Source organism: Streptomyces sp. CHD11 (genome assembly GCF_018638295.1).
Classification (GTDB): Bacteria; Actinomycetota; Actinomycetes; order Streptomycetales; family Streptomycetaceae; genus Streptomyces.
Genome location: NZ_JABTTS010000043.1, coordinates 40,785 through 58,417, shown reverse-complemented (window position 1 = coordinate 58,417; position 17,633 = coordinate 40,785). Strand labels below are relative to the sequence as shown.

Annotated in this window: 14 protein-coding genes, 3 tRNA genes and 1 pseudogene; 10 read left to right on the top strand and 8 right to left on the bottom strand. The window is 72.7% G+C overall.

What is annotated here, in order from left to right; genetic code table 11:
* The 5 genes and pseudogenes from HTV45_RS31500 to HTV45_RS31480 all read left to right on the top strand — a co-directional run.
* Nucleotides 1–714 (top strand): annotated as a pseudogene (locus HTV45_RS31500) (DNA polymerase III subunit gamma and tau); the annotation flags it as partial.
* A gap of 155 nt (nucleotides 715–869) precedes the next feature.
* Nucleotides 870–2,126 (top strand): phosphoribosylamine--glycine ligase, encoded by a 1,257-nt coding sequence (gene purD, locus HTV45_RS31495; RefSeq protein WP_215209311.1) that lies wholly within the window; start codon nucleotides 870–872, stop codon nucleotides 2,124–2,126.
* Nucleotides 2,127–2,419: 293 nt separating this feature from the next.
* Entirely contained in the window at nucleotides 2,420–4,462 is a 2,043-nt protein-coding gene (locus tag HTV45_RS31490) for a hypothetical protein (RefSeq protein ID WP_215209310.1), read from the top strand.
* 294 nt (nucleotides 4,463–4,756) lie between these two features.
* Nucleotides 4,757–6,289 (top strand): N,N-dimethylformamidase beta subunit family domain-containing protein, encoded by a 1,533-nt coding sequence (locus HTV45_RS31485; protein ID WP_215209309.1) that lies wholly within the window; start codon nucleotides 4,757–4,759, stop codon nucleotides 6,287–6,289.
* Nucleotides 6,290–6,358: 69 nt separating this feature from the next.
* Complete coding sequence (locus HTV45_RS31480) at nucleotides 6,359–7,258, top strand: phosphoribosylaminoimidazolesuccinocarboxamide synthase (RefSeq protein ID WP_215209308.1); 900 nt, start codon at nucleotides 6,359–6,361, stop codon at nucleotides 7,256–7,258.
* Nucleotides 7,259–7,372: 114 nt separating this feature from the next.
* Here HTV45_RS31480 and HTV45_RS31475 read toward each other — a convergent pair.
* The 8 genes from HTV45_RS31475 to HTV45_RS31440 all read right to left on the bottom strand — a co-directional run bounded on the left by HTV45_RS31475 (nucleotide 7,373) and on the right by HTV45_RS31440 (nucleotide 12,050).
* Nucleotides 7,373–7,445 (bottom strand) — tRNA-Gly (locus tag HTV45_RS31475).
* Nucleotides 7,446–7,467: 22 nt separating this feature from the next.
* Nucleotides 7,468–8,088: a response regulator transcription factor gene (locus tag HTV45_RS31470; protein ID WP_215209307.1), complete on the bottom strand. Its 621-nt coding sequence runs from the start codon at nucleotides 8,086–8,088 to the stop codon at nucleotides 7,468–7,470.
* Complete coding sequence (locus HTV45_RS31465; RefSeq protein ID WP_215209306.1) at nucleotides 8,085–9,356, bottom strand: sensor histidine kinase; 1,272 nt, start codon at nucleotides 9,354–9,356, stop codon at nucleotides 8,085–8,087. Before HTV45_RS31465 ends, HTV45_RS31470 begins: the two co-directional genes overlap by 4 nt.
* Nucleotides 9,357–9,384: 28 nt before the next feature.
* The gene (locus HTV45_RS31460) at nucleotides 9,385–10,161 is read right to left on the bottom strand and encodes an ABC transporter permease (protein WP_215209305.1); all 777 of its coding nucleotides are present in this window, start codon (nucleotides 10,159–10,161) and stop codon (nucleotides 9,385–9,387) included.
* A complete protein-coding gene (locus HTV45_RS31455) occupies nucleotides 10,158–11,120 on the bottom strand; it encodes an ABC transporter ATP-binding protein (protein ID WP_215209304.1) in 963 nt (320 codons plus the stop codon). Before HTV45_RS31455 ends, HTV45_RS31460 begins: the two co-directional genes overlap by 4 nt.
* Nucleotides 11,121–11,269: 149 nt before the next feature.
* Nucleotides 11,270–11,342, bottom strand: a tRNA-Gly gene (locus tag HTV45_RS31450).
* A gap of 95 nt (nucleotides 11,343–11,437) precedes the next feature.
* A tRNA-Gly gene (locus tag HTV45_RS31445) sits at nucleotides 11,438–11,509 on the bottom strand.
* 223 nt (nucleotides 11,510–11,732) lie between these two features.
* Nucleotides 11,733–12,050: an Lsr2 family protein gene (locus HTV45_RS31440; protein WP_215209303.1), complete on the bottom strand. Its 318-nt coding sequence runs from the start codon at nucleotides 12,048–12,050 to the stop codon at nucleotides 11,733–11,735.
* Between the two features lie 352 nt (nucleotides 12,051–12,402).
* On the opposite strand from HTV45_RS31440, the gene purS reads away from it, so the two are divergent.
* From purS to HTV45_RS31415, 5 genes are all read left to right on the top strand, one after another.
* Nucleotides 12,403–12,666: a phosphoribosylformylglycinamidine synthase subunit PurS gene (gene purS, locus HTV45_RS31435; protein ID WP_010045045.1), complete on the top strand. Its 264-nt coding sequence runs from the start codon at nucleotides 12,403–12,405 to the stop codon at nucleotides 12,664–12,666.
* On the top strand, nucleotides 12,663–13,367 hold the full coding sequence (gene purQ / locus HTV45_RS31430) for a phosphoribosylformylglycinamidine synthase subunit PurQ (protein WP_215209302.1): 705 nt from the start codon (nucleotides 12,663–12,665) through the stop codon (nucleotides 13,365–13,367). Before purS ends, purQ begins: the two co-directional genes overlap by 4 nt.
* The gene (gene purL / locus HTV45_RS31425) at nucleotides 13,364–15,622 is read left to right on the top strand and encodes a phosphoribosylformylglycinamidine synthase subunit PurL (RefSeq protein ID WP_215209301.1); all 2,259 of its coding nucleotides are present in this window, start codon (nucleotides 13,364–13,366) and stop codon (nucleotides 15,620–15,622) included. The genes purQ and purL overlap by 4 nt, the downstream gene beginning before the upstream one ends.
* A gap of 322 nt (nucleotides 15,623–15,944) precedes the next feature.
* On the top strand, nucleotides 15,945–16,742 hold the full coding sequence (locus HTV45_RS31420) for a maleylpyruvate isomerase family mycothiol-dependent enzyme (protein ID WP_215209300.1): 798 nt from the start codon (nucleotides 15,945–15,947) through the stop codon (nucleotides 16,740–16,742).
* A gap of 50 nt (nucleotides 16,743–16,792) precedes the next feature.
* Complete coding sequence (locus HTV45_RS31415) at nucleotides 16,793–17,581, top strand: META domain-containing protein (protein WP_215209299.1); 789 nt, start codon at nucleotides 16,793–16,795, stop codon at nucleotides 17,579–17,581.
* Nucleotides 17,582–17,633 lie beyond the last annotated feature (52 nt).

Here is a 17,633-nt window from a genome sequence, read left to right as displayed (position 1 = left end):
GCGGGCAGCGGCGGACGCCCCCCGGCGTCGGCGCCGAGCGCGCCCGCGCCCGCCCCCACGCCCCAGGCGGCACCGTCGGCCCCCGCCCCTGTGGGCGGCGGCGGTGGTCCCGACCCCCGCACGATCTGGCCGAACATCCTCGAGACGGTCAAGAACCGCCGTCGCTTCACCTGGATCCTGCTCAGCCAGAACGCCCAGGTGACCGGCTTCGACGGCACGACCCTCCAGATCGGCTTCGTGAACGCGGGCGCGCGGGACAACTTCCTCAGCAGCGGCAGCGAGGACGTGCTGCGCCAGGCGCTGGCCGAGCAGTTCCACGTGCAGTGGAAGATCGAGGCGGTCGTGGACCCGTCCGGCGGCGGAGCGGCGGCACCCGCCCCCGCTCCGCCGCAGCCCGGTGGCGGCTACGGCGGTGGCGGCGGGTACGGCGGCTCCGGCACAGGTGGCTCCGGTGGCGGTCAGCGTCCGGCCGCGCCGCAGGCAGGCCCGCCGGCCGCCCCCGCCCGGCCCACGGGCTCCGCCGCGGTCACCGCGCCCTCCGCCGGTTCGCCGCCGCCCCGGCCGTCCGCGCCGGAGCCGCCGCCCCCCGTCTCACCCGAGGACGACACCCCCGAGGACGACGATCCCGACCTGGACGAGACCGCCCTGTCCGGTACGGAACTGCTCGTACGGGAGCTGGGCGCGTCGGTCGTCGAGGAGATCGCGAACGAGTAGTCCCGGCCCTGACGGCGAGCGTGGGCCGGGGGGTGGAGGGAGCGGCGGACGTCCGCTCCGTGGCCGGGTGTTCGGAGGAACGCACAAGGCGGCTCCCCCCGCGCCTTCGGAAGCCCGCACAAAGGGAACCTGCGGTCTCCCGTAGGCTGACCCCCGTGAAGGTCCTCGTCATCGGCAGCGGCGCCCGCGAACACGCCCTGTGCCACTCCCTGTCCCTCGACCCCGACGTCACCGCGCTGCACTGCGCGCCCGGCAATGCCGGCATCGCCGGGGTCGCCGAGCTGCACCAGGTCGACGCCCTCGACGGCGCCGCCGTGTCCGCGCTGGCCGTGCGGCTCGGCGCGGACCTCGTGGTGGTCGGCCCGGAGGCGCCCCTCGTCGCCGGCGTCGCCGACGCCGTGCGTGACGCGGGCATCCCGGTCTTCGGCCCCTCCAAGGAGGCCGCGCGGCTCGAGGGCTCCAAGGCCTTCGCGAAGGACGTCATGGCGGGGGCGGGCGTACCCACCGCCCGTTCCTACGTCTGCACGACCCCCGAGGAGGCCGACGCCGCCCTCAAGGCGTTCGGCGCCCCGTACGTCGTCAAGGACGACGGGCTCGCGGCCGGTAAGGGTGTCGTCGTCACCGGCGACCTCGAGGCGGCCCGCGCGCACGCCGGACGATGCGACCGCGTGGTCGTCGAGGAGTTCCTCGACGGCCCCGAGGTCTCCCTCTTCGCGATCACCGACGGCGAGACCGTCGTGCCCCTCCAGCCCGCCCAGGACTTCAAGCGTGCGCTGGACGGCGACGAGGGCCCGAACACCGGCGGGATGGGTGCGTACTCCCCGCTGCCGTGGGCCGGTCCGAAGCTGGTCGACGAGGTCATGGAGACGGTGCTCCAGCCGACCGTCGACGAGATGCGGCGCCGTGGCACCCCCTTCTCCGGCCTGCTCTACGCCGGTCTGGCGATCACCTCGCGCGGTGTCCGCGTGATCGAGTTCAACGCCCGCTTCGGCGACCCCGAGACCCAGGTGGTCCTGGCGCGGCTCAAGACCCCGCTGGGCGGCATCCTGATGGCCGCCGCCACCGGCAATCTCGCCGACCTGGAGCCGACGCGCTGGAGCGACGAGGCCGCGGTCACCGTGGTCGTCGCCTCGCACAACTACCCCGGCACCCCGCGCACCGGCGACCCGATCACCGGTCTGGACGAGGTCGCCGCCCAGGACGCCCCGCACGCGTACGTGCTGCACGCCGGGACGCGGAGCGAGGGCGACGCGGTCGTCAGCGCGGGCGGGCGCGTGCTGTCCGTCACGGCGACCGGCAAGGACCTCGACCAGGCCCGCGACCGCGCCTACCGCGCGGTGTCCCGGATCGGTCTGGACGGCTCCCAGCACCGCACGGACATCGCGGCCAAGGCGGCACGGGACGAGACGTAGCCATCACGCCGGTGCGTGTCCCGCCCGGCGCAGGTGAACCCCACAGGCCCTGGATCCGTCTCCGGATCCGGGGCCTGACCTTTGCCGTCTGTCCTCCACCTTTCCCCAAAGCCATTCCATCGGGTGAGCGATACGCCATCCGGCTGACGTGACCCGGGGCCCCAACTATGGTGCCGCGCAAGCGTTCCGGCACTTGGCCCACCGGCATTGCGGTGTCGGTGGCGGGTGCCACAGTGGGGGGCATGGGCAATGCCAGGACAGCGTCCGGAGCCGGGAGGGGGTGACGTCGGACCATGAGCGGAAGCGGAGTGGGAGCAGCTGAGGCCCAGGGCCCCAGCGCGCGGTCCCGGGCCCTGTCCGTGCTGAGGGTCCGCAGCCGGGCGCTGGCCGTCGCGCTGCTGCCGGCCGCCGTCGCCGTGATCCTGCTCGCCGGTGGTTCCACCGGCCACCTGCCGGGCGCCGGCTGGGATCTCGCCCGCCGGATCGTGACGCCCGTCGCGGTGCTCGTCCTGCTTCTCGCCGCCGGGGTCGCCCTGGTGGTCGTCCGGGCCCGTCCCGCCATGAGTCCGACGGTGCCGATCGCCGAGGAGGCGGCGCCCGACCTGTACCGGATGGTGCGTGACCTGGCCGACCGCCTCGACGTCCCGGCGCCGTCCGCGATAGCGCTCACCCCGGACTGCGACAGCTGGCTGGAGGACCGCACCCATCCGGCGCACGGCCCCCCGCCGGCCGAGGAGCACGGCGACATAGCGGGCGCGGGGCGGCCCCCGCGCGGGGGGCCCGCCGCGCCGGTGCTGGTGATCGGGTCGCCGTTCCTGTGGTGGATGCGCGTGGGCGAGCTGCGTGCGGTCCTCGCACCGGTGGTCGCCGGTACGGGACCCTCGGCGCACCCGGACATAGCCGCCGCCCGGCGCTTCGTACAGGGGCTGGACGCGGCGGCGGCCGTGACCTCCGCCCCGCGTCGCGGCCCGGTGTCCCGCCGGGTGCTCGCGGGCGTCGGCTGGGTGGCCCGGCTGCTGCTGCGCGGGTGCCGGGAGCATGTCGCCGAGATGGAGCGGGGGGTCGCGGCCGCGGCGGCCGACCGTGCACAGGCTGTGGACTACGGGGTGCGGATCGTCGCGCAGGAACAGGTGGGCCTGGCGTACGCGGGCTGGGACCGGCTGCTCACCCGGGTGGCGCTGCCCGCCTGGCGGATGGGCCGCTGGCCGTCGCGGCTCAACGCGGGAGTGGTGGCGGCGCTGACCGAGCTGTCCCGCCGGGACCGGCTGGCGGAGGGCTTCGCCTCCCGCCTCGGCGAGCGTCCCGCCTGCGACCTGCTCGAAGAGCCCGGCGCGGTGGACGAGGCCACCTCCCTGCTCGCCGCCCGCCTCTTCCACGGCGGGCCCGCGGAGAGCGGCCCGGACTGGTCGCCGGTCCACTGGGGCGACTACCCGGAGGAGGTCGTCGACCGCAAGTGGCGCACCGACGCCGCCCGCCTCCACCGGATCCTGGACGGCCTCCACGTACCTCCGCCGGCCCCGGGAACCCCTCCGCCCCCGGACGGCCCCACCCTCACCCGAGTCCTCGCCCACCTGACCACCGACCCGGGGCCGGGGGAGCAGCCGCCCGGGTCCGCCGAGCCGCTCGCGTCGGCCGGGCGGCCCGCGTCCGGCGAGCGGCCCGGGTCTGCCGAGCCGCTCGCGTCCGCCGGGCCGCCCACGTCCGCCGGGCCGTCCGGGTCGCTGCCGGACCCCGGGCAGCCACCTGTGCCCTGGGACGGCGACCCGCTTCCGTCCTCCTACCGTCCGTCCGCGGACACGGATCCTGTTTCGCCTCCGGACCCCGACGGCGGCGTCCCTCCCTCCGGCCCCGGCGACGTCCTGGGCGACGACGACGACCTGGCCGGCACCACCCCGCACGGCGCCGCGCTGGCCGCCCGGCTGAGCGCCGAGCTGGCGCGCGAGGAGGTGGCGGCGGCAGCGGTGGCGGCCTCCGCCGTCGCTCACGCCTCGGCCGCGGGCGCGGAAGGCACCACGGCCTCCGGCACCTCCCCCGACCCCGCCGCCCTCCGCGACGACCGCGCGCTCCCCCTCTTCCCGCTCCAGGCCCCGCGCACCGCCCGAGAGCTGCTCGCGGACCACATCACGGCGATGGTCTGCTGCGCGGCGATGGACACCGCGGGCGCCACCCCGGGGCTCGACTGGCTCGACGGCCCGACGCTGATCCTGGGCGGCACACGGGCGGCGGACCTGTCCCCCCAGGTCCTGGCGCTGATCGAGGACGGCGATCCGGCCGACCTGAGGCTGTGGCTGACCCGGCACGGCATACGCCCCGAGAAGCCGGTCCGTCTCGTCTGAGCCGCGTCCGCCCCGGGAGCCCCGGAGCCCCGGAGCCCGGGAGCCCGCCGCCCTCTCCGGGCCCGCGCTCCCCACCCCGGCCCGGCCGGAGTCCACCCCTCCGCTTTCGGTCAATTCGAAACGAACGGTGACGGACTGCGCGCGTTATGTGATGTGCTTGGACCGTTCAGGTTCGCTGGCAAGAGCTGGCGACATACGACAAGCACATAGCTCACGCCGGGCCTCACCCGTCAGGCGACTGCCGAACAGCACCACGCACCGCATCGCAACCGGGGCACGAGGAGGGGAGCGATCATGGGCTCGGAGCAGATTCGCCGCTGGGAGTCGGGAGCACTGGCGCACGCCGTGAACGACCCCTTCGGGCAGGGGCCCCTCCCGTGGCTGCGGGGCAGCGAGACGTACTTCGGCGACACCGGCCAGGTGGTCCCCTGGTACGTGGACGCGGATACCGGGTCCGGCCCCCTACCGCCCCCGGACCGGGCCGCGGCCCGCCTCCCCGGGCAGCGCGGCGCCAGGGTCCCCTCGCCCCGTTCCTCCGGCGGCGGTCCCCGCGCCGCCGACGACGTGCGCCGCCAGATCAAGGGCTTCAGCTCGACCGGCGCCGTGGCCCCCGGCGAGGCCATCGACTTCCACATCACCGTCGACCCGCCCCAGGAGTTCGGCGTCGACGTCTACCGCATCGGCCACTACGCCGGCGACGGCGCCACCAAGATCACCTCCAGCCCCCGGCTCTCCGGCATCGTGCAGCCCCCGCCGCTCACCGCCGACCGCACCGTCTCCTGCCACCACTGGTGGCTGTCCTGGCGGTTACCGGTCCCGTCGTACTGGAGCGTCGGCGCGTATGTCGCCGTGCTCACCACCGCCGACGGCTACCGCTCGCACATTCCGTTCACCGTCCGCGACAACCGCCCGGCGGACCTCCTCCTGGTGCTGCCCGACATCACCTGGCAGGCCTACAACCTCTACCCGGAGGACGGCCGCACCGGCGCCAGCCTCTACCACGCCTGGGACGAGCGGGGCAGGCTGCTCGGCGAGTCCGACGCCGCCGTCACCGTCTCCTTCGACCGCCCCTACGCGGGCGCCGGCCTCCCGCTGCACGTCGGGCACGCCTACGACGTCATCCGCTGGGCCGAACGCTACGGATACGACCTCGCCTACGCCGATGCCCGCGATCTGCACGCCGGCCGGGTGGACCCCGCCCGGTACCGGGGCCTGGTCTTCCCCGGCCACGACGAGTACTGGTCGGCCCCCATGCGCACCGCCGTGGAGCGTGCCCGCGCGCACGGCACGTCCCTGGTCTTCCTCTCCGCCAACACCCTGTACTGGCAGGTGGAGCTGGCCGCCTCCCCGTCCGGCTCCGACCGCCTGCTGACCTGCCGCAAGCGCCGTGGTCCGGGCAAGCCGGTGCTGTGGCGGGAGATCGACCGCGCGGAGCAGCAGCTGCTCGGCATCCAGTACGCCGGCCATGTCCCGCGGCCGCACCCGCTGATCGTCCGCAACGCGTCCCACTGGATGTGGGAGGCGACCGGCGCCCACGAGGGAGACGGCATCGAGGGCATGGTCGCGGGCGAGGCCGACCGTTACTACCCGCGCACCCCGCTGCCCGACCACGAGGAGCGCGTGCTGCTGGCGCACTCCCCGTACACCGACCGGGCGGGTGCCCGGCGACACCAGGAGACCTCGCTCTACCGTGCCCCGTCCGGTGCCTGGGTCTTCGCCGCCGGAACCTTCGCCTGGTCACCGGCGCTGGACCGTCCGGGCCATGTCGACCCCCGGGTCCAGCGCGCCACGGCCAACCTCCTGGACCGCATCTGCAAACGCGACTGACCCGCGGCGACGACCGTCTCTCCCGTACGGGAGAATCGAGTCATTCAGACAGAACCACGGGGAGGAACCGTGTCCGGATTCGTCGAGAAGCCCGAACCGATCCAGGTTCCGGGCCTGGTGCATCTGCACACCGGCAAGGTGCGCGAGCTGTACCGGAACGAGGCGGGCGACCTCGTGATGGTCGCCAGTGACCGCATCTCCGCCTACGACTGGGTGCTGCCGACCGAGATCCCCGACAAGGGCCGGGTGCTCACCCAGCTGTCCCTGTGGTGGTTCGACCAGCTCGCCGACCTGCTGCCCCACCACGTCCTGAGCACGGAGCTCCCGGACGGCGCCCCCGCCGACTGGGCGGGCCGCACCCTGGTCTGCAAGTCGCTGAACATGGTCCCCGTGGAGTGCGTGGCCCGCGGCTACCTCACCGGCTCGGGCCTCGCCGAGTACCAGGCGTCCCGTACGGTCTGCGGCCTCGCCCTCCCGGAGGGCCTGGTGGACGGCTCGGAGCTGCCCGCCCCGATCTTCACCCCGGCCACCAAGGCCGCCGTCGGCGAACACGACGAGAACGTCTCCTACGAGGAGGTCGCCCGCCAGGTCGGCGCGGACACCGCGGCCCGGCTGCGCCAGGCGACCCTCGCCGCCTACTCCCGTGCCCGGGACATCGCCCGGGACCGGGGCATCATCCTCGCGGACACCAAGTTCGAGTTCGGCTTCGACGGCGAGAACCTGGTCATCGCCGACGAGGTGCTCACCCCGGACTCCTCCCGCTTCTGGCCGGCCGAGCAGTGGGAACCGGGACACGCCCAGCCCTCCTACGACAAGCAGTTCGTACGGGACTGGCTCACCTCGGCCGAGTCGGGCTGGGACCGCGCGGGCGAGCAGCCCCCGCCGCCGCTGCCGCGGCAGGTGGTGGACGCGACCCGGGCCAAGTACGTGGAGGCGTACGAGCGGTTGACCGGCACCACCTGGAGCTGAACACCCGGAACCCGAGCGGCCGGGCCCGGCCACCAGGGCCCGGCCGGCGGCGAAGGGCCCGCCGCGAAGGGTCATGACAGAGGCCCCGGTCGATGACCGGGGCCTCTGCTGCTGAGCGAACGACGAGGTTCGAACTCGCGACCTCAACCTTGGCAAGGTTGCGCTCTACCAACTGAGCTACGTTCGCATGCGCCGTGGCGCGACACCCACTATACCCAACCTCGCTCCCGTGCGAGGCGCACCGCGGCATGACGGTTCTCGGCCCCGAGCTTCGAGACGGCCGAGGAGAGATAGTTGCGCACGGTCCCCTGCGACAGCGCGGCCCGCTCCGCGATCTCCGCCACCGGCGCCCCGTCCGCCGCCAGCTCCAGCACCTCGGCCTCCCGCGCGGTCAGCGGGGAGTCACCGGCGGCGATCGCGTCGGCGGCCAACTCGGGGTCGACGTAGCGGTTTCCCGCGTGCACCGTGCGGATGATCTCGGCGAGGCGCTGGGCGCTGACGGTCTTGGGGACGAATCCGCGCACGCCCGCCGCGAGCGCCCGCTTCAGATGTCCCGGCCGGCCGTGACTGGTGACGATCAGCACCCGGCAGCCGGGCAGCTCGGCCCGCAGGGATGTGGCGACCTTCACACCGTCCGCGCCGGGCATCTGCAGATCCAGTACGGCGACGTCCGGGGCGTGGGCGCGGGCCATCGCCAGTGCCTCCGGTCCGGTGGCCGCCTCGGCGACGACCGTCAGGTCGTCCTCGAGCGAGAGCAGCGCGGCCAGCGCGCCCCGGATCAGATGCTCGTCGTCTGCGAGCAGCAGCCGCACGGGCCGGTCACCGGTCACGGCGTCGCCTCACTCACGGAATCAGGGGTCTGTCCGGCGGCGGCCGGAGCGGCCTCGCCGGAGTGCGCGGGCAGGGGGACCTCGACGGTCAGCAGGAACTGCCCGTCCCCGGTGGGGCCGGCCCGCAGCGTCCCCCCGATCTCGGCCAGCCGTTCGCGCAGACCGACGAGTCCGGCTCCCCGGCTCGGGCCGCCGGACTGCGGCACCACCCCGTCGTTGCTCACCGTCAGCACCACGCGCCCTTCCCTTACCCGCAGTTCCATCGCGCAGCGTCGCGCGTCCCCGTGCCGCAGCACATTGGTGGCCGCCTCCCGCACCGCCCAGCCGAGCGCGGACTGCACCGGCGCCGGGAAGCCGGTCACCGGTCCGGTGACCGTGCAGTGGATACCGGCGGCGGTCAGCACGCCCTGGGCGCCGGCGAGCTCGCTGCCGAGATCGGCCTCGCGGTAGCCGCGCACCACCTCGCGTACCTCCCGCTGTGCCTCGTGCGCGAGCCGCTGCACCTCGACCATCTGCGTCACGGCCTCCGGGCGCTCCCGCTGGGCCAGCTGGACGGCCAGTTCGCTCTTCAGCGCGATCACCGCGAGGTTGCGCCCCATCACATCGTGCAGGTCCCGCCCGAACCTGAGCCGCTCCTCGGCGACGGCGAGCCGGGCCCGGGTCTCCCGGGCGTCGTCCAGTGCGTAGACGGCGTCGAGCAGCCAGACGGAGAAGGCGGAGGTGAAGGCGAAGAACCCGCCGACGACCAGCACCAGCGGGCCGACGACCAGCGCGCCGAGCCAGGGCAGCCCGGTGATCAGGTACAGCACACTGGCCCCCGCCGCGAAGCCCGCCACCATGGCGAACACGCGCCGCCCTCCGTGCACGGCGACCGCGGTCGCGCCGGCCCCGAAGATCATGACGGCGGAGAAGATCCCGGCGGCGGCCCTGGTGATCTCGCCACCCTCGCCGTGCCGGGAGATGAGGAGCGCGGTGACGGCCACCAGGGCGGTCGTGACGCCGAACGCCCACAGCGTCCGCACCGGCCGGTCCCGCTGCCCGCGCCGCCAGTCCAGGGCGCGCGAGGTCATCACTCCGCAGGCCGCGCTGTGCACGAGGACCAGGGAGATCAACGGCGTGGCGGGCCGCGGCCCCACCTGTCCGAGCACCGGCCCGACCGCGACGGAGAGCTCGGTCAGCGGGAGCAGATGGAACGACCACCGCGTGTACGTCTCGAACTTCGCCGGTGTGCTCTTCCGTCCCCACCAGCCGCCGGGCCTGCTTCTCATCTCGTCGCGTCCCTCGCGCTCGCGTACGTCAGTGCCTCGGCTCCCAGCGGAACCACCGTCGTACAGCAAACACCGCGAAAGCGATCCAGGCCACCGCCACGGCCACCGCTCCCAGCGCCTCGCCGGCCGAGAGGCCGCCGGTGAAGCCGCCGCGCACCAGGGTCATCACGGGTGTCAGGGGCAGCAACTCGCAGACGGCGGCCACCTTGTCGGGAAGGATCTCCAGCGGGACCATCATCCCGGAGGCCATCACCGACAGGAACATCAGCGGTATCGGAGTGACCTGGGCGCTCTCGCTGGTCCGGGTGAAGCTCGCGGTGACGACGGCGAGTCCCACGCACAGCACCAGCCCCAGCAGCAGGCCCAGCACCGACAGATACACGGCCGGCGGGGCCGACATGTCCAGCAGGATCGCGCAGCCGACCGCCAGCAGCAGCGACTGCACCAGGCCGGTGGCGGCCGCCGGCAGCGCGGACCCGGCCAGGATCTCGCCGTCCCGCAGTTCCCCGGTCCGCAGCCGCTTGAGGACGAGTTCCTCCCGGCGGGCCACGAGGGAGCCGACGAGCGCCGAGTAGACGGCGAACAGGAGCGAGAAGCCGATCGCGGCCGGCAGCACCATCGTGCCGATGGTGAGCCCGGCCTCGGCGAGGTCCATCCCCTTGGCCGCCTCGCGCGCGCTGATCGGCAGCACCAGCGGGACGAACAGCGCGGCGAAGAGGGTGCCCTTGGCCCGTCCCAGCAAGGTCAGCTCGGCCCGGGCGAGCGAGGTCATCCGGCTCATCGGGGTGGTCACGGCCGTGCTCATGCTGCGTACTCCTTCGTTGTCGCCATCCCGGCGGCCGCCTCCTTGGCGATCCCGAGGAACGCCTCCTCCAGGGAGGCCGAGCGCATGTCCAGCCGGTGCAGTTCCACCCCGGCGCGGTCCGCCCACACCAGCAGTTCGGTGGCTGCCCGCTGGAGTTCGTGGGTGCGCAGCCGGACGGTCCGGCCGTCGACCGTGTGGTGGCTCACGCCCAGTTCGGCGAGCGGGGGCAGATCGCCCACGAAGTAGCCCTCGGGCAGGTCGAAGGTGATCCGGGACGGTTCCGAGGCGGTCACCTCGGCCGGGGTGCCGGTGACGGCGATGCGGCCCTCGTGCATGATCGCGAGCCGGTCGGCGAGGAACTCGGCCTCTTCCAGGTAGTGCGTGGTGAGCAGCACGGTCGTCCCGCGGTCGCGCAGCGCGCTCACCAGATCCCAGGTCTCCCGGCGGCCCTCGGGGTCGAGTCCGGTGGTCGGTTCGTCGAGGAAGAGCACCTCGGGGTCGCCGAGCAGCGCGAGCGCGAGGTCCAGACGGCGCCGCTGTCCCCCGGAGAGCTGCTTCACGCGGACGCCGGTCTTCGTCTCCAGCCCGACCAGCGTCAGCACCTCCTCCGTGGGCCGGGCTCCGCTGACGCAGCCCGCCCACATCCGGGCGGTCTCGGCGACGGTCAGCTCGGAGGGGAAGCCGCCTTCCTGGAGCATCACGCCGGTGCGGGGCCTGATGGCCGCACGGTCGGTGTACGGGTCGTGGCCGAGGACCCGGATGCGCCCGCCGGCCGGGGCGGCGAGACCTTCCAGCAGTTCGACGGTGGAGGTCTTGCCCGCTCCGTTGGTGCCGAGCAGGGCGAAGATCTCGCCGCGCCGCACCGAGAAGTCGATCCCGCGCACCGCTTCGAACTCGCCCCCGTAGACACGTCGCAGGTCGGTGACCTCGATCACGTGCTCGCGTTCGTTCGTTTCCATGCCTCGATCATCCCCGGGGCAGGGATGTCCGGGCAGTGCGGGCTGTCACTTATGGGCATGACAAATGTCAGAGCGCCGTCGAGGGGAGGCCGCCGTCTCGGACGGGCACGACAAAGGCCCCGGTCGATGACCGGGGCCTTTGATCGAAGAGCGGACGACGAGGTTCGAACTCGCGACCTCAACCTTGGCAAGGTTGCGCTCTACCAGCTGAGCTACGTCCGCATTGCCTCCGACCGCCAGCCTGAAAAAGCACGGCCACCGATCGGCGCGGGCACCAGCCTACCTGATCGACATGGATGTCCGGTACGGCGATGCAGAGCGGGTGACAGGAATTGCACACTGCGCCTTCCCCCTGGAAGGGGGATGTTCTACTACTGAACTACACCCGCGTGTACTCCGTGAGCCGGGCCTTTCGGCCTCGCCCCTCGGCGTGCTCCAGACTCTAGCTGATCAGCGGGGGTGCTGCGCAAGTCGGTTGGGGGAAGAGGCGGGTGACCGGCCGTCGGGCGGGCCACTCGAACGGGCCCGGCCCGGCTCACCCGAACGGGTTCCCCGCGTCCTTCCCCGCCTCCCCGCCGCCGTACGTCGTCACGGCACGGTCGCCCGGCCGGCTCACCGCGCCGCGGCGAACGCCTCGTAGACCTTCTTGGGGATCCGCCCCCGCGCGGGGATGTCCATCCGGTGGGCCTGTGCCCAGGCGCGCACGGCGGCCGGGTCGGGAGCGACCTCCGTCTGCCGGTACGCCTTGCCGGAGCGCGACCGCTTGCGGCCCGCGTCCACGTAGGGCTCGAGCGCCTCCCGCAGTTTCCTGGCATGGGCTTCATTGAGATCGATCTCGTACGACTTGCCGTCGAGTCCGAAGGCGATCGTTTCCGCCGCTTCCGAGCCGTCGATGTCGTCAAAGAGAGTGACCACGACCTTCTGCGCCACGAATATCGGTCCCTTCGTGCGACACCTCTCGTCCGTACGTCCGTGATGACGTGCCGGTACGTCGTCGAGATGTCGGCTGTTCGCCTGTAATCGGGCAAAGTATCTGCTGATGACAATTCATTTGTACAGTGCCTGGCAATGCATTGTGAAGCCCGACTAAATCTGTCCGCGTGTCCACCGCGCAATAGGGATGTGCGTGTGAACACGGATCTTTCCCGGATTTTTTCCGGCCGTCTCCCCGTGATGCCGAATCGTGATCGGGGTCACGTAGATTCCTCCAACTCTACCCGCGTAGAAATTTTGTGCGGGTAGTCTGAAGGGACCTGCTCAGCACCACACACCGGGAGTGCCAGTGGCACGCGTCGTAGTCGACGTCATGCTCAAGCCGGAGATCCTCGACCCCCAGGGCCAGGCGGTGCAGCGCGCACTGCCGCGACTGGGTTTCGAAGGGATCTCTGACGTCCGTCAGGGAAAGCGATTCGAACTGGAAGTTGACGGGCCGGTCGACGAGGCCGCGCTCGCCCGTATCCACGATCTTGCGGAATCCTTCCTCGCCAACACCGTGATCGAGGACTTCACCGTCCGCGTCGAGGAAGTCGCGGAGGCCGTGAAGTGACCGCTCGTATTGGCGTCGTCACTTTCCCCGGCAGCCTCGACGACCGGGACACCCAGCGCGCGATCCGCGTCGCCGGTGCGCAGCCCGTCGCCCTCTGGCACAAGGACAAGGACCTCAAGCAGGTCGACGCCGTCGTGCTCTGCGGTGGTTTCAGTTACGGCGACTATCTGCGGGCCGGCGCCATCGCGCGCTTCTCGCCGGTGATGGACACCGTCATCGACCAGGCGAAGGCCGGACTGCCGGTGCTCGGCATCTGCAACGGCTTCCAGATCCTCACCGAGGCGCACCTGCTCCCCGGCGGCATGCTGGGCAACGACCACCTGCACTTCATCTGCCGCGACCAGAAGCTCCGGGTGGAGAACGCGGACACCGCCTGGACCGCCGACTACACGGCCGGCCAGGAGATCCACATCCCGCTGAAGAACATGGACGGCCGCTACGTCGCCGACCGGCGGACGCTGGACGAGCTGGAGGGCGAGGGCCGTGTGGCCTTCCGCTACATGGTCCGCGGCGAAGCCGCTGATGGATGCGGTAACCCGAACGGCTCGCTGAACGACATCGCCGGCATCACCAACGCCGCGGGCAACGTCGTCGGCCTGATGCCGCACCCCGAGCACGCCGTCGAGTCGCTGGTCGGTACGGGCCGTACCGACGGCCTGCCGTTCTTCACGTCGATCCTCAAGAAGCTGGTCAACGCATGAGCCGGACTCCTCTGGACACGGTCGAGCACGCGGCCGGGACCCCCGATGTCGAGCTGCCCTGGGCCGAGCTGGGCCTGAAGAAGGACGAGTACGAGCGGGTGGTGGAGATCCTCGGCCGCCGCCCGACCGGCGCCGAGCTCGCCATGTACTCCGTGATGTGGTCCGAGCACTGCTCCTACAAGAGCAGCAAGGTCCACCTGCGCCAGTTCGGCGAGAAGGCACCCGAGTCCGAGGCCCTCCTCGTCGGCATCGGTGAGAACGCCGGTGTCGTCGACGTCGGCCAGGGCTACGCGGTCACCTTCAAGGTCGAGTCGCACAACCACCCCTCCTACGTCGAGCCCTACCAGGGCGCCGCCACCGGCGTCGGCGGCATCGTCCGCGACATCATCGCCATGGGCGCCCGCCCGGTCGCGGTCGTGGACCCGCTGCGCTTCGGCGCCGCTGACCACCCCGACACCAAGCGCGTCCTGCCCGGCGTCGTCGCCGGCATCGGCGGCTACGGCAACTGCCTGGGCCTGCCCAACATCGGCGGCGAGGTCGTCTTCGACGCCTGCTACCAGGGCAACCCGCTGGTCAACGCCGGTGCCATCGGCGTCATGCGGCACGAGGACATCCACCTCGCCAAGGCCTCCGGCGCGGGCAACAAGGTCATCCTGTACGGGGCCAGGACCGGCGGCGACGGCATCGGCGGCGCCTCGATCCTGGCGAGCGAGACGTTCGACGACGCGAAGCCCTCGAAGCGCCCGGCCGTCCAGGTCGGCGACCCCTTCCAGGAGAAGCTCCTCATCGAGTGCACCCTGGAGGCGTTCGCCGAGAAGCTCGTCGTCGGCATCCAGGACCTGGGCGCGGCCGGTCTGTCCTGCGCCACCTCCGAGCTGGCCTCCAACGGCTCCGGCGGCATGCGCGTGACCCTGGACGACGTCCCCCTGCGCGACTCCACGCTCTCGCCCGAGGAGATCCTCATGAGCGAGTCGCAGGAGCGCATGTGCGCGGTCGTGGAGCCGGAGAAGGTCGGCCGCTTCCTCGAGATCTGCGACAAGTGGGACGTCATCGCCACCGTCATCGGCGAGGTGACCGACGGCGACCGGCTGGAGATCTACTGGCACGGCGGCAAGATCGTCGACGTCGACCCGCGCACCGTCGCCCACGACGGCCCGGTCTACGAGCGCCCCTACGCCCGCCCGTCCTGGCAGGACGAGCTGCAGGCGGACGACGCGAACAAGCTGCCGCGGCCGGAGACGGGCGAGGAGCTGAAGGACCAGGTCCTGAAGCTGGTGGCCTCGCCCAACCAGGCCTCCAAGCAGTGGATCACCCAGCAGTACGACCACTTCGTACAGGGCAACACCGTCCTCGCCCAGCCCGAGGACTCCGGCATGATCCGCATCGACGAGGCGTCCGGTCTCGGTGTCGCGATCGCCACCGACGGCAACGGCCGCTACGCCAAGCTCGACCCCTACACGGGCGCGCAGCTGGCCCTCGCCGAGGCCTACCGCAACGTGGCGACGACCGGCGCCAAGCCCCTCGCGGTCTCCGACTGCCTGAACTTCGGCTCGCCCGAGGACCCGGCGGTCATGTGGCAGTTCGCCGAGGCCGTACGCGGTCTCGCGGACGGTTGCCTGCAGCTGGGCACCCCGGTGACCGGCGGCAACGTCTCGCTCTACAACCAGACGGGCGAGGCCGCCATCCACCCGACCCCGGTGGTCGCGGTCCTCGGTGTGATCGACGACGTGGCCCGGCGCACCCCGGTCGCCTTCCAGGAGGACGGCCAGCTGCTGTACCTGCTCGGCGACACGGGTGAGGAGTTCGGCGGCTCCGCCTGGTCCCAGGTGATCCACGACCACCTCGGCGGCCTGCCCCCGAAGGTCGACCTGGAGCGCGAGCGCCTCCTCGGCGAGATCCTGATCTCCGCCTCCCGCGACGGCATGATCGACTCCGCGCACGACCTGTCGGACGGCGGTCTGGTCCAGGCGGTCGTCGAGTCGGCGCTGCTCGGGGGGAAGGGCGCGCGGCTGGTCGTCCCGGACGGGCTCGACGCGTTCACCTTCCTGTTCTCCGAGTCGGCCGGCCGCGCGGTCGTCGCCGTGCCGCGCTCGGAGGAGGTCCGCTTCAACGACATGTGCGGTGCGCGTGGCCTCCCGGCCACCCGCGTCGGTGTCGTCGACGGCGACACGATCGAGGTCCAGGGCGAGTTCACGCTCCCCCTGTCCGATCTGCGCGAGGCCCACGAGGGGACCATCCCGGCGCTGCTGGCCTGATCCCTCCGCCCTTCCGCGTGCAGCCCGACGCCCCCGACCGGTCCGCCGGCCGGGGGCGTCGCGCCTTCCGGCAACGGTGGCCCGCCGAAGCGGCCGGCCCTCCCCGGACCACGCAGCGGGCCGGACGGAGGCGTCCGGTCACGGTCAGGGACGCACGACGGTGGGGCCCGAGGGGCCTTTCCGGCCGGTGCGGCCTTTCCGGCCGGTGCGGACGTCGCAATCCACACCGGACCCGGCAGACCCTCACCTGTCCAAGATCACCCCAGCCGGGACCTGGCTCCCTGTCCACACCCTCCCCGGACGGAACACCTAGGCTGCCGCCATGCCCCCGGCCAAGAAGCGCAGCCGTATCTACGATCCCGCGAAGACCCGCGCCGCCGTCCTGGCCCAGTTCGGGAACGTACGGGCGGCGGCCGGCACCCTCACCCCGGACCGGCTCGCCCTGCCCACCCGGCTCGGTGACTGGACCGTGGGGGAACTGGTCGCGCACATCGGGGCGGCCCTGACGGCGGTGGACCGGCTGCTCGACGAGCCCGAGCCCGCCCGGCAGGACGGCCGCCTGTCCGACTGGCCGTCCGCCATCGCGGCCGACGCGGACGCCATCGCCGGCACCGCCCGGCGGCTCGCGGCCGGCCATCCCGACCCCGGCGCGTACCTGGCCGCCGCCGAGTCGCGTTTCACCGCCCGCCTGGACACCCACCCCGGAAGCCGGCTGCTGCCCACCAGCGCGGGCGCGCTGCCGCTGGCCGACTACGTCGTGACCCGTGCCGTGGAGCTCGTCGTGCACACCGACGACCTGAACGCCGCGGTCCCCGGCCTGGACATCCCGTACGACCGGCAGGCCCTCGCCGTCTGCACCCGGCTGCTGGCCGACGCGCTCGCCGCGAAGGCGCCCGGTGGCTCGACGGAGGTGCGCATCCCGCCGTACGCCGTCGTGCAGTGCGTGGAAGGTCCCCGGCACACGCGGGGCACCCCGCCGAACGTCGTCGAGACCGATCCGCTGACCTGGATCCGGCTGGCCGGCGGACGGACACCCTGGCCGGACGCCCTCGCCCGGGGCAGGGTGCGCGCGAGCGGAGAACGGGCCGACCTCGGGCCGTACCTGCCGCTGCTCGGGTGAGTCCGGGCCGGCAAGGGGAACCGCCCGCTCCTCGCCCCCGTCGAATCGGCATGTACAGGCGAAAGCACCAGCAGCGCATGACCCTGACGGCCCTCGCCGTGCTCGTCGTCCCGCTCGCGGCGGCCTGTGGCGGCGAGAAGGCGGGCGCCGGCAGCGCCTCCGCAGAGGCGGAGGAACCGGTCACCGGCATCCGGTGGACCGTCGACAGCCTCACCGTCGACGGCACCACCCACCGGGCCCCCGACGGCGCGAACCTGACCCTCGACGACGACGGCCGGGCCACCGGCAGCTACGGATGCAACCTGTTCAAGGGCCGCGTCACCTTCGAAGGCGACCGGATCCGGTTCGGCGACGACCGCGAAACCACCCTGAGGGCCTGCTCCGAGCAGGTCATGGACCTCGAGAGCGCCGTGGCACGGGCGCTCGGCGACGGGGCCCTGGCGACCGACGTGAACGACGGCCGCCTCACCCTCACCACCGGGTCCGGCGACACCGTCCGCCTGAGCAGGACCGAGGACAGCCCGCTGCACGGCACCCGGTGGACCGTCACCACGCCGGCCGTGGACAGCCGCGCCCACCTCACCTTCGACAAGGAGAAGGGCACGGTCTCCGGCAGCCTCGGCTGCAACCAGGTGAACGCCGACGCCACCGTGCGCGACGGCCATATCACCCTCGGCGCCCCGGGCATGACCCGGATGATGTGCGAAGACTCACTCATGGACGCCGAGAGGGCCCTGTCGGAGCTGTTCAACGGCACCGTGAGCTACCGCATCGAAGGCCGGAACCTCGCCCTGACCAGCGAGAACGGCGCCGGCGTCCAGGCTGTCGCCGCGCGCTGATCCACCGCCGGGGGCATATCCCGCATTCGGATCAGGGGCCGGACTCGCCTAC